Annotated in this window: 22 protein-coding genes and 3 pseudogenes; 24 read left to right on the forward strand and 1 reads right to left on the reverse strand. The window is 62.0% G+C overall.

Annotation, left to right across the window (positions count from 1 at the left end; genetic code table 11):
• Positions 1-200 precede the first annotated feature (200 nt).
• The 22 genes and pseudogenes from C6571_RS10810 (at position 201) to C6571_RS10915 (ending at position 22,909) form a co-directional block, all read left to right on the forward strand.
• Complete coding sequence (locus C6571_RS10810; RefSeq protein ID WP_245901254.1) at positions 201-1,289, forward strand: TolC family protein; 1,089 nt, start codon at positions 201-203, stop codon at positions 1,287-1,289.
• Positions 1,286-1,822, forward strand: a complete 537-nt coding sequence (locus C6571_RS10815; RefSeq protein WP_106446688.1) for a hypothetical protein — start codon at positions 1,286-1,288, stop codon at positions 1,820-1,822. The genes C6571_RS10810 and C6571_RS10815 overlap by 4 nt, the downstream gene beginning before the upstream one ends.
• A 15-nt stretch (positions 1,823-1,837) precedes the next feature.
• Positions 1,838-2,998 (forward strand): efflux RND transporter periplasmic adaptor subunit, encoded by a 1,161-nt coding sequence (locus C6571_RS10820; protein ID WP_106446689.1) that lies wholly within the window; start codon positions 1,838-1,840, stop codon positions 2,996-2,998.
• A 1-nt stretch (position 2,999) separates the two neighbouring features.
• Positions 3,000-6,115 (forward strand): annotated as a pseudogene (locus C6571_RS10825) (efflux RND transporter permease subunit).
• A 58-nt stretch (positions 6,116-6,173) separates the two neighbouring features.
• Complete coding sequence (locus C6571_RS10830) at positions 6,174-6,629, forward strand: hypothetical protein (protein ID WP_106446690.1); 456 nt, start codon at positions 6,174-6,176, stop codon at positions 6,627-6,629.
• Positions 6,630-6,819: 190 nt separating this feature from the next.
• Entirely contained in the window at positions 6,820-8,691 is a 1,872-nt protein-coding gene (locus C6571_RS10835) for a copper resistance system multicopper oxidase (protein WP_106446691.1), read from the forward strand.
• 107 nt (positions 8,692-8,798) lie between these two features.
• Positions 8,799-9,644 carry a copper resistance protein B gene (locus tag C6571_RS10840; RefSeq protein ID WP_420542636.1) on the forward strand — a complete coding sequence of 282 codons (846 nt, stop codon included), beginning with the start codon at positions 8,799-8,801 and terminating at the stop codon, positions 9,642-9,644.
• A gap of 69 nt (positions 9,645-9,713) precedes the next feature.
• A complete protein-coding gene (locus tag C6571_RS10845) occupies positions 9,714-10,244 on the forward strand; it encodes a cupredoxin domain-containing protein (RefSeq protein ID WP_106446693.1) in 531 nt (176 codons plus the stop codon).
• 165 nt (positions 10,245-10,409) lie between these two features.
• Positions 10,410-10,919: a hypothetical protein gene (locus C6571_RS10850; protein ID WP_106446694.1), complete on the forward strand. Its 510-nt coding sequence runs from the start codon at positions 10,410-10,412 to the stop codon at positions 10,917-10,919.
• 10 nt (positions 10,920-10,929) lie between these two features.
• Entirely contained in the window at positions 10,930-11,382 is a 453-nt protein-coding gene (locus C6571_RS10855; RefSeq protein ID WP_106446695.1) for a DUF302 domain-containing protein, read from the forward strand.
• 17 nt (positions 11,383-11,399) lie between these two features.
• The gene (locus C6571_RS10860; RefSeq protein ID WP_245901255.1) at positions 11,400-11,636 is read left to right on the forward strand and encodes an SHOCT domain-containing protein; all 237 of its coding nucleotides are present in this window, start codon (positions 11,400-11,402) and stop codon (positions 11,634-11,636) included.
• A gap of 194 nt (positions 11,637-11,830) precedes the next feature.
• Positions 11,831-12,055 (forward strand): DUF2933 domain-containing protein, encoded by a 225-nt coding sequence (locus tag C6571_RS20250; RefSeq protein ID WP_475909483.1) that lies wholly within the window; start codon positions 11,831-11,833, stop codon positions 12,053-12,055.
• Positions 12,056-12,059: 4 nt separating this feature from the next.
• Positions 12,060-14,414, forward strand: a complete 2,355-nt coding sequence (locus C6571_RS10870; protein WP_106446698.1) for a heavy metal translocating P-type ATPase — start codon at positions 12,060-12,062, stop codon at positions 14,412-14,414.
• Positions 14,415-14,456: 42 nt separating this feature from the next.
• Positions 14,457-14,731: pseudogene (locus C6571_RS19995) on the forward strand (SDR family oxidoreductase).
• 150 nt (positions 14,732-14,881) lie between these two features.
• Positions 14,882-15,244 (forward strand): hypothetical protein, encoded by a 363-nt coding sequence (locus tag C6571_RS19505; RefSeq protein WP_146139327.1) that lies wholly within the window; start codon positions 14,882-14,884, stop codon positions 15,242-15,244.
• Between the two features lie 110 nt (positions 15,245-15,354).
• Positions 15,355-15,807: a c-type cytochrome gene (locus C6571_RS10885; protein ID WP_211300626.1), complete on the forward strand. Its 453-nt coding sequence runs from the start codon at positions 15,355-15,357 to the stop codon at positions 15,805-15,807.
• Between the two features lie 128 nt (positions 15,808-15,935).
• Positions 15,936-16,403, forward strand: a complete 468-nt coding sequence (locus C6571_RS10890; protein ID WP_106446700.1) for a DUF305 domain-containing protein — start codon at positions 15,936-15,938, stop codon at positions 16,401-16,403.
• Between the two features lie 157 nt (positions 16,404-16,560).
• A pseudogene (locus C6571_RS10895) lies at positions 16,561-18,941 on the forward strand (phosphoketolase family protein).
• The gene (locus C6571_RS10900; RefSeq protein WP_106446701.1) at positions 18,938-20,008 is read left to right on the forward strand and encodes a class I fructose-bisphosphate aldolase; all 1,071 of its coding nucleotides are present in this window, start codon (positions 18,938-18,940) and stop codon (positions 20,006-20,008) included. The pseudogene C6571_RS10895 and the gene C6571_RS10900 overlap by 4 nt, the downstream one beginning before the upstream one ends.
• The gene (locus tag C6571_RS10905) at positions 20,005-20,607 is read left to right on the forward strand and encodes a histidine phosphatase family protein (RefSeq protein ID WP_211300627.1); all 603 of its coding nucleotides are present in this window, start codon (positions 20,005-20,007) and stop codon (positions 20,605-20,607) included. Before C6571_RS10900 ends, C6571_RS10905 begins: the two co-directional genes overlap by 4 nt.
• Positions 20,608-20,714: 107 nt before the next feature.
• The gene (locus tag C6571_RS10910; protein ID WP_106446703.1) at positions 20,715-21,344 is read left to right on the forward strand and encodes a Rossmann-fold NAD(P)-binding domain-containing protein; all 630 of its coding nucleotides are present in this window, start codon (positions 20,715-20,717) and stop codon (positions 21,342-21,344) included.
• A 167-nt stretch (positions 21,345-21,511) separates the two neighbouring features.
• The gene (locus C6571_RS10915) at positions 21,512-22,909 is read left to right on the forward strand and encodes a sensor domain-containing protein (protein WP_245901256.1); all 1,398 of its coding nucleotides are present in this window, start codon (positions 21,512-21,514) and stop codon (positions 22,907-22,909) included.
• Between the two features lie 5 nt (positions 22,910-22,914).
• Here the strand turns inward: C6571_RS10915 and ruvC are convergent, their stop codons facing one another.
• A complete protein-coding gene (gene ruvC / locus C6571_RS10920; RefSeq protein WP_106446704.1) occupies positions 22,915-23,463 on the reverse strand; it encodes a crossover junction endodeoxyribonuclease RuvC in 549 nt (182 codons plus the stop codon).
• Between the two features lie 139 nt (positions 23,464-23,602).
• Here ruvC and kch point away from each other — a divergent pair, with 139 nt between their 5' ends.
• Complete coding sequence (kch, locus tag C6571_RS10925; RefSeq protein WP_170094723.1) at positions 23,603-24,883, forward strand: voltage-gated potassium channel protein; 1,281 nt, start codon at positions 23,603-23,605, stop codon at positions 24,881-24,883.
• A gap of 11 nt (positions 24,884-24,894) precedes the next feature.
• Positions 24,895-25,737 (forward strand): fumarylacetoacetate hydrolase family protein, encoded by an 843-nt coding sequence (locus C6571_RS10930; RefSeq protein WP_106448184.1) that lies wholly within the window; start codon positions 24,895-24,897, stop codon positions 25,735-25,737.
• Positions 25,738-25,743: the final 6 nt, after the last annotated feature.

Here is a 25,743-nt window from a genome sequence, read left to right on the forward strand (position 1 = left end):
GGTGTGGGCACCATCGCGCTCACTTCTGAATGCAGCTCTGTTGCCTGTGGACCGATGGACAGCGCGACGAACCACAAGTTGGAAACCCTTTGATGAAAACCTTGAGTGCCCTTGTACTAGGGCTATGTGCGGTTCTGCCTGCAGGCGCACAAACCTTGGCCGATGCCTTGGAGAGCGCGTTGGCGCGCCATCCCGTCGCTATGTCTGCCGTGCCTCGTGCTGAGGCGGCCGACGCTCTGGTTGAGGCGGCCGAAAGTTTGACGCCTCGTCCTTTGTCGGCTTCCCTAGCTACGCTCAACGACCGACTGGGCGCCAACCGTGGCAGCCAGGAGTGGGAGCTTGAGCTTGCGGCGCCGCTGTGGCTTCCGCGTCAGCAGAACGCACAAAAGGCGCTCGGCGCGAGCACCCGTGAAGAAGTGCGTGCCAGTCAGCGCGCCTTGCGCCTGCAACTGGCCGGAGAACTGCGCGAAGCCTGGTGGGCTGTGGCGGCTGCGCGCAATGGCGAGCAACTGGCAGGGCGCCGTGCGCGTACCGCCGCGCGCCTGGAGGCCGACGTGATCCGCCGCTCCAAGGCGGGCGAGTTGGCACGCGTGGACGCCAATCTGGCGAGCAGTGAGCGACTGGACGCGCAGGCAGCACTGGCGACGGCACATTCTGAACGCCTGCAGGCAGAGGAGGCGTTTCGCGCACTCAGCGCAATGGACGCCCCTGAAACACTCATTCCAGAGGGTGTGGCCGTATCAGACGCCGCGTCGCCTGCTGACCATCCGCAGATTGCAGCCGATCTGGCTGCGGTCCAACTTGCACGCGACCGCCTTGCAGTCGCTGACGCAGCGCAGCGCGAAGCCCCCGAGCTGGCGCTGCGCGTAGTGCGCGAGCGCGGTGCCCGTGGGGAGTCCTATGCAAGCGCGCTGGGCCTCAAGCTCACGATCCCGTTTTCACTGGGGCCGCGTGCACGCCAAGAAAGCGCGGCAGCGCGCGCCGAACTTGCACAGGCCGAAGGACAGGTCGCTCTGCAGGAGCGCAAGCTTTTGCAAGAAACCGGCAAAGCGAGGCGCGAGCTGGCGACTGGCCAGAAGCAACTGCAACTTGCCCGCGAGCGCCTGGCCCTTTCCACCGACACCCTGGTACTGGCAGAAAAGAGCTTTTCTCTAGGTGAGTCCGATCTTCCTGCCCTGCTGCGGGCGAGGGCCGCCGCTCAGGACGCCGAGGTAGCGCTTGCTCGCGAAGAAATCTCGCTCTACGCCTGGCAGTCCCGTTTGAATCAATCCCTGGGAGTCCTTCCTTGAAATTACTGCGCATTCTTTGTTTTGCTTTGGCTCTGGCCGTGCCCGTCACCGGCTTCTCGCATGAGGGCGAAGATCACGGTGACGCGCCAGCGCCTTTGCCGACGGCTGCTTCCACCCCTCGTGCAGAGGCCCAGACGAGCGATTTCGAACTGGTGGTCGCGCAGGAAGGCCCCTCTTTGCTGCTGTTCCTGGACAACTTCGCGAGCAACGAGCCGGTGACCGGGGCCCAGGTGGAGGTGCAAAGCGGCGATTTGCAAGCCACTGCCACCGAGGTCGGCCCTGGCACCTACCGCGTGGCTGGCGGTGCGTGGACGCTGCCGGGCACGCACGCGCTGACCATTTCGGTGCAGACCGCCGATACGGCAGATCTGCTTAGCGCCTCGCTGGACATCCCTGCGGCTGCCGCTCCCGCTGAAAAGGCTGGCACGAGCTTGCCGGCCGGCCGCTCCCTCTGGATGCTTGCGGGCGCCGTGCTGGTCTTCGCCTTCATCGCCATCGCCTGGCTGCGTCGACGCAGAACCGCTCCCTCCTGAACAAGGCCTTCTTCGATGAAAACCCTGAAAATAGTCCTCGCGGCTGGCAGCGCGCTGCTCGTCCTCTCAACCCAAGCGCTCGCTCACGGCGACGAAGACCACAGTGCGAGTCCACCCGCCATTGCGGCTCCCGCAGCAGGTACGGTAAGCAGCACTGGAACCTTGGCGCAACCCGGAAGCGCAGCGCCGCAGCGGTTGGCCGATGGCAGCCTGTTTGTGCCCAAGGCCGTGCAGCGTCAGCTGGGTCTGCGCACCCGCGTCGCGAAAGTGCAGGACGTACCGGCTTCGCTTGAACTTGCGGGCAAGGTCGTTGCCAACGCCAATGCCGGCGGCTTGGTGCAGGCGGGGCAAGCGGGGCGCGTGGAAGCTGCGGGCTCATCATTGCCCGTTCTGGGTCAGGTCGTTAGCAAGGGCGAAGTGTTGGCTCGGTTGCAGCCGGTGATCAACAGCCTGGAGCGCGGCGCCAGCCAATCGCAGCTTGCCGAGATCGACGCCCAACTCGCCATTGCCGAACGCAAAGTGGCACGCTACGCGGAACTCGCAGGCGCGGTGCCTCAGTCGGTGATCGATGCGGCAGGCCTGGAGCGCGACGCGCTGCGCAGGCGTCGCGGCGCACTGCACGGCGGCTTGAATGGGGCGGAAGCCCTGCGTGCTCCAATTTCGGGTGTCATCAGCGCGTCGCATGTGGTCGCAGGACAGGTGGTCGACGCGAAGGAAGTTCTGTTCGAGGTGGTGGATCCGTCCCGTCTGTCGGTGGAAGCACTGGCGTACGACCCGGCTCTCACCGCTGGTATCGCTGCCAAAGCAAGCGCTGCTGTGCCCGGGGGCGCCCTGGATCTCAGCTATGTTGGCACCGGGCGGCAACTGCGCGAGCAGGCCTTGGTGCTGTTGTTCAGCGTGCGTTCGGGCAGCGCGGCGGTTGCAGTAGGGCAGCCTGTAACCGTGCAAGCCAGCACGACGCGCAGCGTCCAAGGCGCGGCACTTGCGCGCACGGCGGTCATCAAAATGGCCTCTGGCGAGACTGCTGTCTGGGTGCATACCGAGGCAGAGCGGTTCGTGCAGCGCAAAGTGACGGCAGCGCCTCTGAGCGCCACCGAACTGGTCGTGACGCAAGGCGTGAGCCAAGGCGATCGAGTTGTAACGGACGGAGCAGGGCTGCTGGCCCAGGTGCGCTGAGATGTTCGCCTATTTGATTCGCACCAGCATCAGGCAGCGCCTGATCGTCCTTGGTATCTCGCTGCTGCTGGTCGTCTATGGCGTCCTGACGGCGCGCCAGATGCCGGTAGACGTTTTCCCCGACCTGAACAAACCGACGGTGACGCTGATGACGGAGGCCGGCGGCATGGCCCCTGAAGAGGTCGAGCAGCTCGTCACCTTCCCCATCGAATCGGGCATGAACGGCATGCCAGGCGTCACACGGGTGCGTTCGGTCTCCGGCATTGGTTTGTCCATCATCTATGTGGAGTTCGAGTGGGGTTCGGACATCTACCGCAACCGCCAGCAAATCAGCGAACGCCTGAACCTGGTGCGCGAGCAACTGCCCGAAGGCGTCGTGCCCCAAATGGGGCCGATTTCTTCCATCATGGGCGAAATCCTGTTGATCGCTTTGCCGGCCGACCCGGACAAGGTCAGCGCCATGCAGGTGCGCGAGTACGCCGACTGGGTCTTGCGCCCTCGGCTGCTGACCATTCCCGGCATCGCCCAGGTCACGCCCATCGGTGGCGAGGTGCGCCAGTACCGCGTTGAGATCCGCCCGGCGCAGCTGCAGGCTTTGGGTGTCGAGCGCGAAAAACTCGAAGGCGCACTGCGCGATTTCGGGGCCAACACCAGCGGCGGCTTTCTCGAATCCCAGGGACGTGAATACCTGATTCGACAGATCGGTCGCACCAGCCGCCTGCAGGATCTCCAGAACGTCGTGGTGAGTGTAAAGAACGGGCAAGCCATCCTGCTCAGCCAAGTGGCCGACGTGAAGATTGCCCCTGCGCTCAAACGCGGCGATGCCGGGTACAACGGCAAGCCGGCGGTCATTCTGTCGGTGCAAAAGCAACCCAGCGCCGACAGCGTGACGCTGACCCGCGAAGTCGAACATGCCATAGCGGAACTGCAACAGAGCCTGCCTGCAGGCATCGAAGCGCCCCAGTTCCTCTTCAAGCAGGCGAATTTCATTGAAAACTCGGTGCGCAACGTGCAAGAGGCCCTGCGCGACGGCGCCATTCTGGTCGCTGTGGTGCTGTTCCTGTTCCTGTTGAACGTGCGCACCACGCTGATTTCGCTCACCGCCATTCCCGTCTCGCTCTTGGCGACGGCGCTGGTGTTTCACTACTTCGGCCTGTCCATCAACACGATGACGCTGGGGGTCTGGCGATTGCGATTGGCGAACTGGTGGACGACGCTGTCGTCGGTGTGGAAAACGTCCTGCGGCGGCTCAAGCTCAACAGTGCCTTGGCGGTCCCGCGCCCGGTAGCTGAGGTCATCGCCAGCGCAACGCTCGAAGTGCGCTCCGCCATCGTGTATGCCACCGTCATCATCGTGCTGGTGTTTGTGCCGCTGTTTGTCTTGCCCGGCATTGAGGGGCGGCTGTTCTCACCGCTGGGGGTGGCCTATATCGTGTCCATTCTGGCCAGCATGATCGTGTCTGTCACGCTGACGCCGGTGATGGCTTACTACCTGCTGCCGCGTATGAAACAGATGGGCCATGGCGACAGCTGGCTGGTGTCGCATCTCAAACGCTGGGACGCAAAACTGCTGCACTGGTCCTTTGGTCATACCGGAGCTCTGTTACTCACGGCGGTACTGGCGGTGGTGTTGGCAACAGCCACCATCCCGTTCTTTCCACGCTCCTTTCTGCCGGATTTCAACGAAGGTACGCTGACGGTGAACGTCGTGCTCAACCCAGGCACATCGTTGGCCGAATCCAATCGCATTGGGGTGCTTGCGGAGCAGATCGTCGCCAGCGTTCCGGAAGTGACCCAAGTTGGGCGACGCACCGGGCGCGCCGAACTCGATGAGCACGCCGAGGGGGTGCATTACACCGAAATGGACGTGGACCTGAAGGCCTCCGAGCGCAGCCGCAGCGTCATCATCCAGGACATTCGTACGCGGCTGGGCGTACTGCCCGCAGCCAGCAACGTGGGGCAGCCCATATCGCACCGACTCGACCACCTGCTTTCGGGTGTGCGGGCGCAGATTGCACTCAAGGTCTACGGCGACGACCTGGACACCTTGCGCACGCTGGCCGCCGATCTGCGCACCCGCTTGGCCCAGGTTCACGGCTTGACCGATCTTCAGATTGAAAAACAGGTGCTGATTCCGCAGATCAAGATCCACCTGGACTACGACAAATTGGGACGCTATGGCGTGGCCCCCGGTGCCTTGCTTGTTTCGCTTCAGCAAATGGTCGAGGGCGAGCGCGTCACGCAGATTGTCGAAGGCAATCGGCGCTTTGATCTGGTGGTGCGTCTGCCCGAGAAAGACCGCGGTCTGCATGCGCTGCAGAACCTGATGATTGAGACCCCCACCGGCGCAGTGCCACTTTCCAGCCTGGCGACGATTGAGGACGGCGACGGACCCAACCAGGTCAGCCGCGAAAACTCGCGCCGCCGCATCGTGCTGTCGGCCAACACCGATGGCAGCGACATGGCCAAGGTGGTGGCGGATATTCGTGCCGAAATTGCGGCCAAGGCACTGCCCGAAGGCTATTCGGTCTCGCTGGAAGGGCAGTTCCAGGCGCAGGAACAGGCCTCTCGCCTGATCGCGATGCTGGCGATGCTGTCGCTCACCATGATCTTCCTGGTGCTCTACAGCCGCTACCGTTCCACCGCGCTGACCCTCATCATCATGGGGAACATTCCCCTCGCGCTGGTGGGAAGCGTCATCGCGCTGTGGATTTCAGGGCAACCCTTGTCGGTCGCGGCATTGGTCGGCTTCATCACCCTGACCGGGATCGCCACCCGCAACGGGATTCTGAAAATCAGCCACTACATCAACCTGTGTGCATTTGAGGGCGAGAAGTTTGGTCGCGCGCTCATCGTGCGCGGTTCGCTGGAGCGGCTCACGCCCGTGTTGATGACCGCATTGGTCGCCGCTTTTGCGCTCGTGCCCTTGCTGGTGTCGGCGGATGCGCCGGGCAAAGAAATTCTGCACCCCGTCGCCGTGGTCATTTTTGGTGGCCTGGTCAGCTCGACCTTGCTCGACACGTTCCTGACCCCGCTGATGTTCTGGCGCTGGGGTGAAAAGCCTTTGGCGCGGCTGCTGGCCGCGAAGGTTGGTGAAGAACAACCGGAAGCCTTCTGATTTAACCCACCGTCCGGTGCCAACGTGCGCCGGGCATCCTGACTGAAAGAGCGACATCATGAAAAAAATCTTTTCCATCACGGCCTTGGTGCTTGGCGGCGTGCTGGCTGCCGGCAGTGCGTTGGCGCACGACGACGCCTACCTCGATACCCAAAAGGCCCCGCACGGGGGCCAGTTGCGCATGGCAGGCGTGTACCACTTTGAGTTGGTGGTGGACCGCACGAGTCCAGACGCCAAGGAGAAACCCGTCGCCGTGTACTTGACGGACCATGCGGGGGAGAAGATTCCCGCAGCCGGCGCCACGGGCAGCGTCATCTTGCTGTCCGGAAAAACGCGCACCACCGTCACGCTCACGCCCGATGGCGGCAACCTCCTCAAAGGCGTGGGCAAGTACGCGTCCACGCCAGACCTCAAAGCCATCGTGTCGATCACGCCTGCCGGTCAGGCGGCTGCACAGGCTCGCTTCACGCCCCTGAGCGGGGCTGGCGAGATGCACAGCGGCGGCTCAAAGTGAACTGCGGCGGGTGAGCGCAAAGCGGGAAAGCGCCCGCAGTGCGCAGATCCATCCTGCACTAGCACCGCATGACGCAACGAAGTCGCGGTCCCAGATGACAGAGATGTAATGTTCTGGTCATGCTCGCATAGGGGCCGCAAGAAGATCATGGTCACTCGTTCTGCTACTTCAGACGGAGACCTGATCTTTTATGCTTTTCCCTCCCTTCTCGCCCATCAAAGCGGCATTCTCTTCCCGTCGCCGCTTCGTGCAGGGACTCGCCGCAGGCGGCGTTCTCGCCAGTGCTTCCCCATGGTTGCAAGCGGCCCAGTTGCTCGGTCAAAGGCGTGCCTCGTCCGGCACCCCCGAGTTGAGAGGCACGGAATTTTCTTTGGAGATCGCTGAACTACCGGTGAATTTCACTGGGAAGGCGAGAGTGGCAACCGCAATCAACGGCTCCATTCCGGCACCCACGTTGCGCTGGCGTGAAGGCGATACGGTCACGATACGCGTCACCAATCGATTGCGAGAAGCCACCTCCATCCACTGGCACGGCATGATCTTGCCTTTCCAGATGGACGGCGTACCAGGCATCAGTTTTGCTGGCATCCCGCCTGGAGAGACCTTCACCTACCGCTTCAAGGTCGAACAAAGCGGGACCTTTTGGTACCACTCGCACTCCGGCATGCAGGAGCAGACCGGAATGTACGGCGCCATCGTGATCGAACCACGCGACGGCGAATCCATCCGTGCCGACCGCGATCACGTGGTGCAACTGTCGGATTGGACAGACGAGCACCCGATGCGCGTTTTCGCCAAGCTCAAGACGCAGGGCGATTACTACAACTTCAACCAGCCGACTGCGCCTGACTTCTTCCGCGATGTGTCGCGTGATGGCGCCAAGGCCGCATTGGCCAAGCGCAAGATGTGGAACGAGATGCGCATGAGCCCGACCGACCTGTCGGACTTGTCGTCGGACACGCTCACCTATCTGATGAATGGCACGACGCCCGCAGGGAACTGGAATGGCGCCTTCCTTCCCGGTGAAAGGGTCAGGCTGCGCTTCATTAACGGTGCGGCCAATACGTTTTACGACGTTCGCATTCCGGGCTTGAAGTTGACAGTTGTGCAGTCAGACGGGGTGAATGTGGAGCCCGTGACGGTCGACGAGTTTCGCTTTGGTCCCGGTGAGACGTACGACGTCATCGTGCAACCCAAGGACGATGCATATACCGTGTTTGCGCAATCCATGGAACGCACAGGCTATGCACGTGGCACGTTGTCAGTGCGAACCGGGCTGGAGGCCCCCGTGCCACAAGTAGATCCCGTGGTCGCGCTCTCAATGGCCGACATGATGGGCTCCATGGGTGGAATGCCCGGAATGGACCACGGCGCGTCCAGCGGGATGGCGGAAGTGGGCCATGGTGCGATGGCTGGTATGGCGGGAATGCCCGGCATGGACCACAGCGTCATGAAAGGCATGGATCACGGCAGTATGAAAGGTATGGACCACAGCGCCATGTCGGGCATGGGCATGAGCAAAGGGTCTGTGCCGCCCAGTCAAACGGTTCGGCACGCCCGCACTGAATATGGTGCCAGCACCGACATGCGCGTGGATATGCCGCGAACCAACCTCGACGATCCAGGAGTCGGGTTGCGCAACAACGGTCGCCGCGTGCTCACACTGGCAGATCTGCACACCGTAGGGGGGCCGCTTGACCCCCGTGGTGCCGAGCGCGAAATCGAGCTGCACCTGACCGGCAACATGGAGCGCTACACCTGGTCGCTCGACGGGCTGGAATTTGGCCAGTCAACGCCCGTCCATATGAGCTACGGAGAGCGCGTGCGGGTCATCCTGCACAACGACACGATGATGACCCACCCCATGCACCTGCACGGCGTTTGGAGTGAGCTGGAAAATTCAGACGGCAGTTTCCAGGCGCGCCGCCACACCATCCCTGTGCAGCCAGCGCAGCGCATCAGTTTCCTGGTTACCGCCGACGCACTGGGCCGGTGGGCATGGCATTGCCATCTCGCTTTCCATATGGACGCAGGCATGTTCCGCGAGGTGGTGATTTCGTGAAACACCTAGACATATCAGGGCAAAAAACAATGAAAAAACTGCGAAACCACGTACTTGTGGCAACAACATTTCTATTTACCGGCGCCTCAGCCATGGCGGCGTCCGAAATGCCCCAAGCCGCGAAACAGATGGATCATTCCATGAGCACATCCGGTGCCAAAGATGCAAAGACTCCAGAGATGGACCACGGCTCTATGGACATGCAGATGCAAGGAGGTTCTGCGCCGTCCGACGCGCGCGACCCCCATGCGTACTCCGGAGGCTTCACCCTGCAGTCTGGGCCCTATGCGATGAATGGCTATCAGAGACTGCGCCTGGCTGACGAAAAGTCCTTTGGATCGGTCCTATTCGATAGTTTGGAAGCCGTGCGCAGCGATGGAAAGACTTCGGGCTCGTACGACATCCTGGGTCGCTTCGGTCGTGACTACAACAAGTTTGTCCTTAAGGCCGAAGGCGAAGTTGCTAGCGGGAAACTTCAAGAAGCCCGCACCGAGGCACTGTGGAGCCATGCCGTCGCTACGTTTTGGGATGCCCAGCTTGGTTTGCGTCATGACAGCGGCATCGGCCCCAACCGTTCTTGGCTGGCCATGGGCATACAGGGGCTTGCCCCCTACTGGTTTGAAGTTGACGCTGCAGCGTATGTTGGATCCGGCGGTCGCACTGCCTTGCGCCTTAGTGCGGACTACGAGTTACTGCTGACCCAGCGTCTGATCGTGCAACCACGCATCGAAGCCAACTTTTACGGCAAGAGCGATGTGGCCCGCGATATTGGAAAGGGTTTGTCGGACGTGACCACCGGCATCCGCGTCCGCTATGAGTTCACGCGTCAGTTCGCCCCCTATGTCGGTGTGGAATGGGCCAATCGCTTTGGTCAAACCGCAGACCTTGCCCGCGCTGCAGGCGAGCAAACACGAAACACCCGGTACGTCGCTGGCGTGCGGTTCTGGTTTTAGGTTCGACAAGCCATACAACCGCCAACACGCACTTGGCAGAACGCTAAATCTTTAACTTGGAATTTCTAAATGAATAAATTGATCTGTACGCTGGCCCTCTCAGCGCTGCCGGCTTTCGCATTCGCCGCCGGGGACCACGGCTCGCATGGCGATGCGAAAGCAGGCACTGCGCCGGCGGCTGGCCACGCCATGGCTGGTATGCAGGAGATGCACAACGACATGCATGCATCGCTGGCTGGCATGGCGGGTGATGCGTCCAGGGTTAGTCGGACGATTGCAGTTGAGATGGACGACACGATGCGCTTCACGCCAGGCGACCTGAGTGTCAAAGCCGGTGAGACCGTGCGCTTCTTCATCGTCAACAAGGGCAAGGTGCCGCATGAGATGGTGATTGGCACGTCCGAAGAGATTGCTGAGCACGCCGAAATGATGAAAAAAATGCCCGGCATGGCGCACAAGGAGGCGAACCAGATCACTCTGGCTCCGGGACAACGCGGCGGCATTGTCTGGCAATTTGGAAAGGCAGGAACGGTGACCTACGCCTGCCTGGTGCCGGGCCATAAGGAGGCCGGCATGGTCGGAACGGTGGAGGTCCATTGAACCCTCCCTCCAGTTTCGATCCGCAGCAAGTCAACCTTTCATTGAATCGACTCTGTGCCTGAGTGCGGAGCAAAAGTCCGCGCATTTAGCCGGAGTCTGGACAACTCTTACCGCATCCCAACCGATGCATTTCCTACCGTCGATCCCCATGACCAGGAGCCTCAAATGAACTTCGTTCGCACCATCTCAATCTTCTCCGCTGTTGCCGCCATCACGATGACCACGTCCGCGTGGGCCGCCAACGACGAGCAGCACGACAGCCACCACCCCGCATCGGCAGCGAGTGAGCAAGTCACGCAGGCCAGTCCCAGCACTCCTGGTATTGGCAAAGGAATGGGTGGAATGGCGCCCATGCAAGGCGGTGCCGATCAGATGAAAGCCATGCAGCAGATGCACGAGCAGATGATGGTCGCCAAGACGCCCGACGAGCGCAATGCCTTGATGGCCGAACACATGAAGCTCATGCAGAGCGGCATGAACATGATGGGCAGCATGGGCAGCATGGGCAGCATGGGCGGCATGGGCAGCATGGGCAGCATGGGTGCCGGTGCCACAGCCGGCAACCCTGCCGACATGGCCGCGCGCCGGGGCATACTGGAACAGCGCATGGACATGATGCAGTCCATGATGCAGATGATGATGGACCGCATGCCATCGGTCCCGGCAACGAAGTAAGGGGCCAACCATGCAACCTTCACCCAACACCCCTGCACAGCCGACAGCAGTCGCCTACGGCTTTCATTGCGCAATCGGCGACAAGGACTTTGCGGCAGCGGTCGCCCGCGTTACCGAAGCGCTGAAGACCGAAGGTTTCGGCATCCTGACCGAAATCGATGTGCAGGCCACGATGAAGAGCAAGCTCGGCATCGAGGGGCGGCCGTACCGCATCCTCGGCGCCTGCAACCCACCACTGGCGCACCGCGCGCTGGACGCCGAACCTGATATTGGCCTGCTGCTGCCGTGCAACGTCGTCGTTCGCGAAGAGGCTGACGGGGGCCTGGTCGTCGGCTTCATGGACCCGGTGGCCGTGCTGCAGATGACCAGCAACCCCGAAGTCGCCAAAGTCGCCCATGAGGTGCACGAGCGACTGCAACGCGTCAAAGCCCTGTTGACCGCGCCTGCGACGACCGGCAACTGAGGCCCAAGGAGGTGCACATGTTTTACGACGGCACCCACATGGGGGGCATGCATTGGTTTTGGTGGCTCTTCTGGCTCGCGCTGATCGGCGTCTTCGTGTTCTACGGGTGGGGGCGGTCAGACGACCAACGCGGCAGCCCGCCCGAGTCGCCACACGAGGTGCTGAAGCGGCGCCTTGCCAACGGCGAGGTCTCAGTTGACGAGTACGAGCAACGCAAGCAACTGCTCGATCGCGACGCCGATCCAAAGGCCTGAGTACGGCGCCAAAGAAGCCTTGACATTCACATGATGTCAAGGCTTATCTTAGACACCATAGACCGACGCCAATCGTTTCGGCTGTCGAGGAAGGAGCTAACGACATGCACAGCACCCACCACGAGCACCTTGGCAACACGCAAGAGCTGTCTGACAGGAATTCGGAAGACCGTTTGCCGGGCACGCACCGGAGCGTGCGGAACAAAGGCATCGCACTGGGCCGGCCTTTCAAGCTTGCACTGGTCATGGTTGCCTTGGTCGGCGGTTTCTACCTCCTGCGCGAGCACTGGAGCCATGTCGCCGGCAACTGGATTTACCTGCTGCTGCTGGCGTGCCCGTTGATGCATTTGTTCCACGGTCACGGCGGGCACGGTGGTCACGCCGCACCGCCCGCCGATCTCACCAATAAGAAGGAATAACGCCATGAACACGCTCACAAGCCATGCACACGAGGGGAACAAGCACCATAGCCCGCCGCCGACATCAAACCCAGCAAGCCTCAAAGACCCCGTGTGCGGTATGACGGTGACGGAGCAGTCCGAGCATCACCTTGAGCACGAAGGGCAGCCCTATTACTTCTGCAGCGCCAAGTGCCAAGGCAAGTTCGCGGCGAACCCGCTGCAGTACCTTGCCTCGACAGCGCCGGTGGATGCCGCTCCAGCCGTTGCCGGCACGATCTATACCTGCCCGATGCACCCCGAGATTCGGCAGGACCATCCCGGCAGTTGCCCCAAATGCGGCATGGCGCTGGAGCCGGAGATGCCGACGCTGGATGACGATGAAAACCCGGAGCTGGTCGACTTTACGCGCCGCTTCTGGTGGACTTTGCCATTCACGGCGGTCGTGACCTTTCTGGCCATGGGCGGTCACCGGCTCGGTTTGTTCCCCACAGGCACACAGCCCTGGATTGAACTGGTGTTGACCTTGCCTATCGCCTTGTGGGCTGGCTGGCCGTTTTACGTGCGCGGCGTGCAGTCGGTGATCAACCGCAGTCCCAACATGTGGACCCTGATCGGCTTGGGCACCAGCGTCGCCTTCGTCTACAGCGTGGTGGCGACCGTCGCACCGCATATCTTTCCGGCGACCTTCGTCACCAATGGCATCGTTGCGGTGTATTTCGAGGCGGCGGCGGTCATCATTTCATTGACCTTGTTGGGCCAGATCCTGGAGCTGAAGGCGCGCTCGCAGACCTCAGCCGCAATCAAGTCGCTGCTGGGCCTGGCACCCAAGACGGCACGGCGCATTGCTGCCGACGGTACCGAGGAAGATGTCCCGCTTGCCCATGTGCATGTCGGCGACCTGCTGCGTGTGCGTCCGGGAGAAAAAGTGCCGGTCGACGGCATCGTTGTCGAAGGCAGCAGTGCACTCGATGAATCGATGCTCACCGGCGAGCCCATGCCAGTGAGGAAGCGCGCCGGCGACAAATTGATCGGCGCAACGATGAACACCAGTGGCGCACTGGTGATGCGCTCCGAACATGTCGGCTCGGCGACCGTGCTGTCGCAAATCGTCCAGATGGTCGCGCAGGCGCAGCGCTCGCGCGCACCGATGCAGCGCATGGCCGACATGGTCGCTGGCTACTTCGTCATGGCCGTCGTCGCCATCGCCGTGCTGACCTTTTTCGCCTGGGGTCTCTTCGGACCCGAGCAGGGTTGGGTCTACGGCTTGATCAATGCGGTGGCGGTGCTGATCATCGCCTGCCCCTGCGCGCTCGGCCTGGCCACGCCGATGTCCATCATGGTTGCCACCGGTAAAGGCGCAACAAGTGGAGTGCTGTTCCGCGACGCTGCGGCGATCGAGAATCTGCGCAAGATCGATACGCTGATTGTCGACAAGACCGGTACGCTGACCGAGGGGCGCCCGACCTACGAGCGCGCCGTTGCCGCGCAGGGGCACGAGGAGGACGAGGTCCTGCGCCTGGCGGCCAGCCTTGACCAAGGCAGCGAACATCCGCTGGCTGCAGCCATCGTCGCTGCGGCGCGAGACCAAGGCTTGACGCTGGCCAAGCCCGAGCAGTTCGATTCTGAATCTGGTATTGGCGTGCGCGGTACGGTGGAAGGCAAGGCGCTGGCTTTGGGAAACACCGCGCTGATGGATCAACTCGGCGTGAAGGTGGATGCACTGAAGGCGCAGGCCGAAGCATTGCGCGCACAGGGCGCCAGCGTGATGCACCTGGCGGTTGATGGGCAATTGGCGGGACTGCTGGCGGTATCCGACCCGATCAAGGCGACGACACTTGACGCCCTGAACGCGCTGCGCAAATCGGGGTTGCGCATCGTGATGGCCACCGGCGACGGCTTGACCACGGCACGTGCGGTCGGCAAACGCCTGGGCATTGACGAGATACATGGTGAGGTCAAGCCGGCAGACAAGGTGGCACTCGTCGAGAAGCTGCAGAAGGAAGGTGGTGTCGTCGCCATGGCTGGCGACGGCATCAACGACGCACCGGCGCTGGCACGTGCCGACGTCGGCATTGCGATGGGCACCGGAACCGATGTAGCGATGAACAGCGCTCAGCTGACCCTGGTCAAGGGGGACTTGCGTGGCATCGCCACAGCGCGGGCGTTGTCGGTCGCCACGGTGGCGAATATGAAGCAGAACCTGGGCTTTGCCTTCATCTACAACGCACTTGGCGTGCCGCTGGCGGCAGGGGTGCTGTTCCCGTTGACCGGCTGGCTGCTGTCGCCGCTGATTGCCGCGCTGGCAATGAGCCTGAGCTCGTTTTCGGTCATCACGAATGCACTGCGCTTGCGCAGCGCGAAGGTGGACAAGTTTTGAGAAGCGAGTGCGAGACCTGTCAAGGCCGCCCTTGAAAGCTCAGTGCGCTATACGGCCCCACGAACTCAGGGAAGCAACATTCGCGTCAATGCCCTTTCTGCGAGCGCAGTCCAAACGCGCGCCGCATCGGGCACTTTGACGAATTGCTTAACGAGTCTGTACGTAGGGCGCCGCTGCGGCGGGTGGTCGATGCCGGCGAAGTGGGCCGCGCAGTGCTGATGCCGGCGAGCGACTACGCATCGGGCATCACCGGCGAAGTGCTGCATGTGGATGCCGGATTTCATGTTTCCGGAATGATTTTCCATGGGCCCCGCTAGGCTCGATGCGCGCCTTACCGAAGTGTAATTTGTTGGATATCTGAATGTCGGTGCTTTGACTCTACATTAGTTTCAGTGATTCATTTTTGACATCACCCGCTGCTTTCAGGATGAAAGCATGCGTCCATAAAACTCGATAAGGAATCTAAGATGAATATTCGTAACCTCGCCATCGCTACGCTTTTCGCAAGTGCATCCGCAACGTCAGTCTTCGCCTCTCAGTCTCTTCATTGGGTGGGAGGTGAGATTGGATTTATTGAACACAATATCCCCAGCACCGTCACACGTGCAAAGGTGATGCAGGATTATCAATTGTCCCTTCAAAGTAAGGTCGATGGTTCTAGCGGAATTCAGCTGGGCGGAGACGCCGGCTATCTGGAGCCGCGACACTCCTATACAGTTGCCGATGGAAAACTTCGCCACACCGACAGTATTTCTCACAAAACCGCTAAACCGGAGTATCAGCACTCTGCTACTGAGCATGTGGTTTTCTCGGAAACCTACGTGAACTGAAAGCAGTAACTGGTTGGGGCTGAAGGTAATTATCTTCAGCTCCTCATATATCTAGGTTTAAGCCCAGTCATTTTCGACTGCATCAATACAATCTAAAGAGAAAGAACGATATGAACTTCAGCACTTCGTCATTCAAGAAGGGGCTGCTCTTCGTTCTAGTGGCCGCCCTGGCTGGCGGCGCCGCACTTCTTTGGATGCAGACCCAACGGCATTCACAAGCCACGTCCACCAACGCAACCCAGGCCGTTAAAGTACCTGAATATTCCATGATGGCACGGGCCGGGCTCGTCACGTTTGAGGCGACTTGCGCACGTTGTCATGGCAGCAACGGCACTGGCACGGACAAAGGGCCACCGTTGCTCCACGAAATTTACAACCCGGGCCATCACCCCGATGGAGCGTTTGTCTCCGCGGTTCGCCAAGGCGTCCGCCGCCACCATTGGAACTTTGGCGACATGCCCTCGCAACCTCAAGCAAGCGACCGTGAAATAGCCGAAATCGTGCGCTACGTGCGCGAGTTGCAGCTCGCCAATGGAATTGTGTATCGCGAGCACCGGATGTAGAAGATTGGCCTCCACTTTGAAGCATGCCGGCCAACACTGGACCAAGTCCTACAGTTGCCGAACGCTTGTAGCAGTAGCGTCAATGCACGGCGGTTGGCGCGCAACCCTGCACCAAGATTGGAGATAGCATGAATAATCAAGGAAACCACCAAGCAAGCTACTTGCGCTTCTGGGCCATGGTCAGTGCCTCTACGGTCATTGGCTTTGGTGCCATGTATCTGAATACCTACGAAATCGGTCACGTCTTTTTTAGCTGGACAAGATTTTTTATGGCGATGATCATGGGAGGCATCATGACGGCTGTAATGATGTTGTTTATGTGGAAAATGTATCCGAGCCGGGGCGCAAACGTGGGCGTGCTGGTCGTTGCAGCGGTTTTATTTCTTGCCGGGCTCGCATTGGTGCGGAGCCAGGCCACCATAGGGGATGTGGCCTATATGCGCGCCATGATTCCTCACCACTCCATCGCCATCCTTACCAGCACTCGCGCGAAAATTCAGGATGAACGCGTGCGGGAATTGGCGCGCGGAATTATCAAAGCGCAAGAAAAAGAAATTCAGGAAATGAAGGGCCTGATAGCCGATCTTTCCAAATAAATAAAATTTGGTAAAACCCTCAAGTTCTGAACAATTTACTTTGCGCTGACGATCAAAGTGCCATCGGCTGGGCCCGCTTCGCGGCTGGTCTCTCGTGTTCCCGTGTTACCAAATGCGGTAATGAGCATTGGCCGCCAGCGGGGCGTAGCATGGGCCTATGAACGACAAACAAAACCGCACCTCGTTGCGCCTGTTGGATGCCTATTGGCGCGCCGCCAACTACCTGTCGGTCGGCCAGATCTTTCTGTGGGACAACCCTTTGCTGAAGCGCCCACTGACTTTGGCCGACGTCAAACCCATGCTGCTCGGGCATTGGGGCACCACGCCGGGACAGAACTTCATCTACGCGCACCTGAACCGCGTGATCAAGGCCGGGGATCTGAACATGATCTATATCTCGGGCCCGGGCCACGGTGGTCCAGCGGTGGTCGGCAATACTTATCTTGAGGGCAGCTACAGCGAGATCTACCCCGACATCAGCCGCGACGAAGCCGGCCTCAAGAAGCTGTTCAGGCAGTTCTCGTTTCCTGGCGGCATACCCAGCCACGCCTCGCCCGAGTGTCCTGGTTCGATTCACGAAGGTGGCGAACTGGGCTACTCGCTGAGCCATGCATTCGGCGCTGTCTTCGACAACCCGGACCTGATCGCTGCCTGCGTGGTCGGCGATGGCGAGGCCGAGACCGGCCCGCTCGCCACCGCTTGGCATTCCAACAAGTTTCTGAATGCGGCGACCGACGGCGCAGTTCTTCCCATCCTGCACCTCAACGGCTACAAGATCGCCAACCCAACGGTGCTGGCGCGCATCACGCGCGAGGAGCTGGAGCAGTTTTTTCGCGGCTGCGGCTGGACGCCCATCTTCGTGGAAGGGCATGAGCCCGAGGCGATGCATGCCCTGATGGCCGCAGCGCTGGACCAAGCCGTGGCAGACATCCAGCACATGCAGCGCCAAGCACGCGAACATGGCGTGGTGGAGCGCCCCCGTTGGCCCATGATCGTGCTCAACTCCCCCAAGGGATGGACCGGTCCGAAGGAGGTGGACGGTCAGCCGAACGAGGGAAATTTTCGTTCGCACCAGGTGCCACTGCACCCGGCCGATCACCCCGGTCATTTGAAGCAGTTGGAAGACTGGCTGCGCAGTTACCGGCCAGAAGAACTCTTTGGCGAGTACGGGCGCCTCAAGCCTGAAATCGCCGCGCTGGCACCGAGCGGCTTGCGGCGCATGGGCGCCAATCCGCACGCCAACGGCGGCCTGCTGCTGCGCGACCTGCATCTGCCCGACTACCGCGCATACGCAGCCGAGGTGCCCGTGCCGGGCGCTCCGGGCATCGGCGATACACGCGTGCTCGGCCCATTCCTGCGCGACGTTGCCAAGCTGAACGACGCCGAGCGGAACTTCCGCATCTTCGGGCCAGACGAGACCGTCTCCAACGGCTTGGCTGCCGTATTCGAAGCCACCAATCGCCAGTGGGACGCCGCCACTGCTGCCGGCGACCAGTGGCTGGCGCCCCAGGGGCGGGTGATGGAGATGCTCAGCGAACACCAGTGCGAGGGTTGGCTCGAAGGCTATCTGCTCACCGGGCGGCACGGCCTGTTCAACTGCTACGAGGCCTTTATCCACATCGTCGATTCGATGTTCAACCAGCATGCCAAGTGGCTCAAGGTCAGCGCCGAGCTGCCCTGGCGGCCCAAGATTGCGTCGCTGAACTACCTGCTGGCCTCGCATGTCTGGCGCCAGGACCATAACGGGTTCACGCACCAGGACCCAGGGTTCATCGACCATGTCGTCAACAAGAAGGCCGAAGTCGTGCGCGTCTACCTGCCCCCGACGCCAACTGCCTGCTGTCTGTGATGGACCACTGCCTGCGCAGTCGGCACTACGTTAACGTAGTAGTCGCGGGCAAACATCCGGCACCGCAATGGCTGACGATGGATGCCGCAGCCGCGCACTGCGCTGCAGGGATCGGCGCCTGGCACTGGGCCGGCAACGAAGCGCCGGAAGGCGCGCCCAAGGTCGATCCCGACGTGGTGATGGCCTGCTGCGGGGACGTACCCACGCTGGAGACGCTGGCCGCAGTCTCCATCTTGCGCACCGAACTTCCCGATCTGCGGATCCGGGTCGTCAATGTCGTCAATCTGATGAAGCTGCAGCCGCCAAGTGAGCACCCGCATGGACTCTCGGACGCAGAGTTCGACGCGCTGTTCACACAGGGCAAGCCGGTCATCTTCGCGTTTCACGGCTACCCATGGCTGATCCATCGGCTGACCTACCGGCGCACCAACCACGACAACCTGCATGTTCGCGGTTACAAGGAAGAAGGCACGATCACCACGCCATTTGATATGACGGTGCTGAACGATCTGGATCGCTTCCACTTGGTCATGGACACCATCGATCGCCTGCCGCAAACCGGCGCTGCGGGCGCGGCTTTGAAAGCCAGGCTGGCGGCCAAGCTGGTGGGGCACAGACGCTACATCCGCGAGCACGGCCAGGATATGCCGGAAGTGCGCCATTGGCGCTGGAAGGAAACCGCACCATGAACGCTTCACTTGCTCCCTTGGTCGCCACGGCGCAAGCCCTGATGGCGCCAGGCAAAGGCCTGCTCGCCATGGACGAGAGCGTGGGCACGTGCAACCGGCGCCTGGCCGAAGTCGGCATTGCGCAGACGCCAGAGAACCGCCACCGCTATCGCGAACTGCTTGTGACCACACCTGGCCTGTCCGAGGCCATCAGTGGAGTCATCCTGTTCGATGAGACTTCGCATCAGAGCACCGCCGAAGGCGTGCCCTTTGTGGAGGTCTTGCAGGGCGCCGGCGTCTTGGTCGGCATCAAAGTCGATGCGGGTGCGAAATTGCTTGCGGGTCATCCAGATGAGCAAGTCACCGAAGGACTGGACGGCTTGCGCGAGCGCCTCGCGCACTATGCCTCGCGCGGCGCGCGCTTCGCCAAGTGGCGCGCGGTGCTGAAAATCGGAGACGGCTTGCCGAGCCGGGCTTGCATGCTCGTCAACGCCCACGCACTGGCGCGCTACGCCGCCCTTTGCCAGGAAGCGCAACTCGTTCCCATCGTCGAGCCCGAGGTGCTGATGGACGGTGGCCACACGCTGGCGCGGTGCAGCGAGGTCACGGGCGAGGTGCTGCACCAGGTCTTCGAGCAGCTCTACCGTCAGGGGGTGGTGTTGGAGGGAATGGTCCTCAAGCCGAACATGGTGCTGCCGGGACTGTCCTGCGCAGGCACTGCGTCGCTGGAAGAGGTTGCCGATGCCACGCTGAGCTGCCTGCGGCGCGGCGTACCAGCCGCCGTTGCTGGCATCGCGTTCCTGTCCAGCGGTCAATCGGCCAAGCTGGCCACGGCTCGCTTGAATGCCATGAACCTGCGAGCCGGCTCGCAAGGCCCGGAAACCGCGCTGCCAGCGAATGGACTGCCCTGGCCGCTCACTTTCTCGTTTGGGCGTGCACTGCAGCAACCGGCGCTGGGCCTGTGGGCTGGCGACGACGTGAATCGCGTCGCCGCGCAAAAAGCGCTGCTCCACCGAGCCCGCTGCAATGGTGCAGCAGCGCAGGGCACATGGCGCCCTGGGATGGAGAGCGACGGGCTGTCGACATGAAAATCTACCTGGTGCGCCACGGGGAAACCGCCTGGACGCTCAGCGGCCAACACACCGGTGTGACGGACCTTGGGCTGACCGCCCATGGTGAAGAGGAGTCGCGCGCCCTGGCACCACGCCTGCGGCCTCTGGCGTTTGCGCGCGTCCTGGTCAGCCCGCGCCTGCGCGCGCGCCAGACCTGTGCGCTCGCCGGCTTTGGGGAGGTGAGCGAGCTTGAACCCGATTTGGCCGAGTGGGACTATGGCCGCTACGAAGGGCTGAGCTCGGAAGACATCCGCCGCGAGAACCCCGAATGGAACATCTGGCGGGACGGCTGCCCCGGCGGCGAGTCGCCTGCAGACGTCAGCGCGCGGGCCGACAGGCTGATTTCGCGGCTTTGCACGACGCAAGACACCATCGCACTGTTCTCGCATGGGCAGTTCAGTGCAGCGCTTGCCGTGCGCTGGATCGGGCTGGCTCTGGTCGAAGGCCAGCACTTTGCTCTGCACACGGCATCGGTAAGCGCGCTGGGCTTCGCAGGGCATCACCCGGATCGGCGGATGATCGAGCTGTGGAATGAACGTTCAACGCTGTCATCGGGTCCGACGCAGCGCCAATGAACGCGCGCACGCGCTGTCTCATGCCAGCGAGCCGGGCTGGGAGACAGTGGAGGATCTTCGCAGAGCAAGATCCCGGTAAGAAAACGCACTGAAAAAGGAGCCTCTGCGTGAAACTTCTGCTTGTTGGAGCAACGGGGCTGGTAGGGAGCCATGTGTTGCGCCTCGCGCTGGCCGACGATCGAATCGACGGTGTGGTGGCGCCTTCGCGTCAGGAATTGCCCGGACATCCGAAATTGCAGGCGCCGGTTGTGGACTTCGAGCACCTGCCGGAAGACGCCCCATGGTGGCGGGCGGATGCGATCATCTGCACCTTGGGCACCACCATGTCAAAAGCCGGATCCAAGGATGCCTTTCGGCGCGTGGACCATGACTATCCGCTCCTGGCGGCTCGCCTGGCCCGGCAGCATGGAACCCCCGCCTACGTGTTGAATTCGGCCTTGGGTGCCGACGCATCGTCGCGCATCTTCTACAACCGGGTGAAGGGAGAACTTGAGCACGATCTGGAGACCTTGGAGTTTTCTTCCCTCACCCATGTCCGACCCGGCCTCATCGGTGGAGACCGCCAGGAAGTCCGTGCAGGAGAACGAGCGAGCGCTTCGGTATTGGCGTGGCTTGGCCCGTTCTTGCCGCGTCGATGGCGGTTGAATCCGGCGCCAAAGATTGCCCAAGTTTTGCTCGATGCCGCGATCCGGCGGTTGCCGGGCGTTCATGTCATCACGTCCGAGCGCATGAGTTGAAGCCGCACCTGCACTCCGGCCGGTACCCCAATCACGCGGCCAATCACGTTGCATCAGGCGTGGCCCGCTCGGCGGGCGCAAATGGCCAATTCGGGCGGGCAGCGCAGAGCGGCACAATGGACAACAATGTCCAGCCACCTACAACCCAGCCTTTGCACGACTGTGTCATGAACAATATTGACAGCCTCATGCACAACATTTCTTCGCAGAAGGTGATCGACCTGCTGCTCGATGCCGTGTGCATCGTGCAGGAAGACAGCCGCATTGTTTTCGTCAGCGCCGCCTTCGAACGCATCTTTGGCTACACGCCGCAGGAAGTGGTGGGCCGGCGCATTCTGGACATGCTGCACCCAGACGACCTGGCCGCCACGCAGGGCCAGGTCGCCAGCATCATGGCGGGCGATTTGCAGTTGCAGTTTGAAAATCGTTACGTGCGCAAGGACGGGCGCATTGCCCACATTCGGTGGACCGCACGCTGGCTGCCCGACCGGCAGGTGCGGCTGGCCGTGGCGCACGACATCACCGAACGCAAGCGGCACGAGAGCCTGCAGGCAGCGCTCTATGCCATTTCGGAAGCTGCGCATGCTACACAAGGCCTGGTGTCGCTCTTTGAGCATATCCATGAAATCATCGGACGCTTGATGGTGGCAACCAACTTCTCGGTAGCCCTGCGCGATGCCACCAGTGGTGAGTTGCGCTACGCCTACCATGTCAATGAGCGTGTGGCGGCGCCCGGCGCACCGCTTTGCAGCGATTCGCGCTGCGCTGAGGTGGTTCGCACCGCCAGCCCTTTGCTGATCACCCCCGACACTCGCCATGGCTGGTCCGTGCAGACGCCGCCTGCCGATGCAGTACCCCAGGCAAGGTACTGGCTCGGGGTGCCTCTGCGCTCCGAGAGCGGTGTGATTGGTGCGCTGGTGCTGCAGAGCTACGGCGAAGAGGGGGCCTACACGAGCGCCGATCAGGAATTGCTGCAGTTTGTCTCCACCCAGGTAGCTACGGCCATTGAGCGCAAGCAAATACACGAACACCTGCGGCAGATGGCGCAATTCGACGCGCTCACCCGCTTGCCCAATCGCATGGTGCTGATGGACCGCTTGCAGATTGCCCTGGAGCGGGCGCGCCGCGATGGCACGCTGGTGTCCTTGCTGTTTGTGGATCTGGACGATTTCAAACGCGTCAACGATACCCTGGGCCATGCCATGGGCGACCTCTTGCTGCAACGGGTGGCGGGGCGGCTGCACGGCTCTGTGCGCGCCTCCGACACCGTGGCTCGCCTGGGTGGCGATGAGTTTGTGGTGCTGCTTGAAAGCGGGCGTCAGAAGGACCACGCCCACACGGTGGCAAACAAGATACTGGCGGCATTTTCCCATCCGTTCGACCTGGAGGGCAATGTGCTGCAGATACATCCCAGCATTGGCACAGCGCTCTATCCCGTCGACGGTAGCGACGCTGCGGCCTTGCTGGATCATGCAGATCGAAGCATGTATCTGTGCAAACAGGCGGGCGGCGGCGCTGTGCAGCCGGCCTCTGCGCCTGCCGTGCTCGAGGCCCCGACGCTTTAGCAGCGTCAGTAGCTGCGCCCGCCCTTGTACATGGCGTGCTGGCGCCGATTGAGCGTGGCCGCTTCGCCCAGCCGTGCCATGGCGGCCCCGGCGTGGGCATGGGTGATGGCCATACCCAGCGCATCTGCCGCATCGGTTCCGGGCAGACCGGGCAGGTTGAGCAGGCGGCGCACCATTTCCTGCACCTGGCTTTTGGCGGCGCGCCCGTGGCCCACCACGGCCTTTTTCATTTGGAGCGCGGTGTACTCGGCCACAGGCAGGTTGCCGGCCACCAGCGCCGTGATGGCTGCACCGCGCGCCTGGCCCAGCAGCAAGGTCGACTGCGGGTTGACATTGACGAACACGATCTCCACCGTCGCCACGTCGGGCTGGTAGCGCGCCACCACCTCGCCGATGCCGTCGAACAGCACCTTCAGGCGACCCGGAAGATCGCCCAGCGCGAGCTGCGTGGTGCGGATGGTGCCGCTGGCCACGTAGGCGAGTTGGTGGCCGTCTACATCCACCACGCCAAAGCCCGTGGTTTGCAGGCCGGGGTCGATACCAAGAATGCGCATGTGCTATTGATTGAGTAGCTAATAGCGCTTGTTGCATATGCGCTAGAGGCCAATTTTTCTTGAAATATGGAGTCGGAAAGAGAGTGCTCCTTGCGGCGCCCATCATAGGGGCGGCAGGGGGTGGAGACCGGAGCGCAGCATGCCCACTTCGACGGCGCTGTTAGCATGGAACGTCGCTCACTATCGTCGCCAGACGCGGCCAGGCGCCGTGAAAATTTCTCCCCTGAACCGACTGCGTTCCATTCTTCGCCGCTGGTATGCACTGGCGCGCGGCGAACTGTGGTTCCCCCATGTGCCGCTGGCCGTGGCGCTGGCCGGTGGTGGCTTGCTGCTGCTGCAGCAAGACTTTGGCGGCCATGCGCGCGCCTATCTTGACGCGCTGTTGCACGGGCGTTTTGACCTGCCTGCCAGCCTGCTGCCTCCCCTGTTGATTGGTGGCGGCATGCTGATCATGGCGGTGGGCCTGCTGCTGCGCTCGCGCCTGGCCTGGACCATGGCCACATTGCTGGCCATCACCGGGGCGGCGAGTCTGCTGTTTGGCCAGCACCTGCAATCGCACCTTCTGCTGGTCTATTTTGCGCTGGTGCTGGTGGCCCTGACAGTGGCCTGGCGGCAGTTTGACCGCAGCAGCGTGGCTGCCAGCACGCTGTTTGCAGTCACTTCGGTGGTGATGCTGCTGATGTACGCGACGTTTGGGGCGTACTACCTGGGCGGGGAGTTCAAACCGGAAATCACCGATCTGATCACTGCCTTGTATTACGCGCTGGTCACCATGAGCACGGTCGGCTATGGCGACATTACCCCGCAGACGGCCGAATCGAAGTTGTTTACCGTTTCCATCATCATTCTTGGTGTGGCGGTGTTTGCGACGTCGTTGACGGCCGTGATTGCACCGATGGTCAGCAACAGCCTGCAGAAAATCGTCAATCGCAAGGGGTCGCGCATGAAACGGGAAAATCATTTCGTCGTCATCGGCAACGGGTCGCTGGCCATCAACACGGCGCGCGAGCTGCAGCGCCGCGGCCACCCGGTTACGCGGCTGCTGCGCTCAGCGCCCGAGGACGCCGAGACCCGCGACGGCGGCATGGATATCGTCGTAGGCGACCCCAACAGCACCGAGGTGCTCAAGGAAGCAGGCGCCCACCGCGCCCAGGCGGTGCTGGCGATGATGGTGGACGATTCAGAAAACGCCTTTGTCATCCTTGCCGTCAAGGAGCTGGGCGGCAAGGCGCGCACGGTTGCTGCGGTGAACGACGCCGCGCACCTGAGCCGCGTCAAACTGGCCCAGCCAGACGTGGTGATTTCGCCCCAGGTGCTCGGCGGCGAGCTGATTGCTATGGTGATGTCGGGCGAAGAAGTCACGCCCGATTTCGTGATGAAACATGTTTTCCAGCGTGCCGAACAGCCGGTCAAGACGTGAAGGGGAGCAGCATGCAGTTTTTTCGACTTGGTCCCTGGGGGGAAGAGATGCCGGCAGTGTGCTCGGGCGGCACGTATTGGGACTTGCGCACGCTCACGCAAGACCTGGATGGCGCTTTTTGGGCCAGTGGCGGCACCCGCCGTGTGGCCGAGGCGCTGGAGGGCGGCGAACTCAAGCCATTGGTCGGTGCCGAGGCGTTGCGTGTCGGCGCCCCCGTTGCGCGGCCTCAGGCGCTTCTGTGCATCGGCCTCAACTACGCGGCGCATGCGGCGGAGTCCGGAATGCCGGCGCCGCAGCACCCGGTGCTGTTCTTCAAGCATCCGAATACCGTCGCCGGCCCGAACGACGCGGTGGCTGTGCCACCTGGCGCGGCGCGCATGGATTGGGAGGTGGAGCTGGCGGTGGTCATCGGCCAACGCGCCAGCTACCTGCCCTCGGTGGCCGCAGCAGGGGCACACATTGCCGGCTATTGCGTGGCCAACGACCTGTCCGAGCGCCGGTTTCAGCTGGAGCGAAGCGGATCGCAGTGGGGCAAGGGCAAATCCCTGCCCGGCTTCTGTCCGCTCGGGCCGATGCTGGTCACGCCCGATGAAGTCTCGCCTGAGAATCTGCGCATCCGTTCCTGGGTGAATGGCGAGCCGCGCCAGGATTCATCAACCCGAGACATGATTTTCAACGTGGACCAGATCGTGCACGACCTCTCCCAGTACCTGGTGCTCGAGCCCGGCGACGTCATTCTCACGGGCACGCCCGAGGGCGTGGCGATGTCGGGGCGCTTCCCGTACCTGCAGGCGGGCGATGTGGTGGAGCTGGAAATTGAGAGTTTGGGACGGCAGCGCCATCAATTGGCATGAAGCCGA

Origin of the sequence: Simplicispira suum, assembly GCF_003008595.1 — a bacterium.
In the GTDB taxonomy this organism is placed as follows: domain Bacteria; phylum Pseudomonadota; class Gammaproteobacteria; order Burkholderiales; family Burkholderiaceae_C; genus Simplicispira; species Simplicispira suum.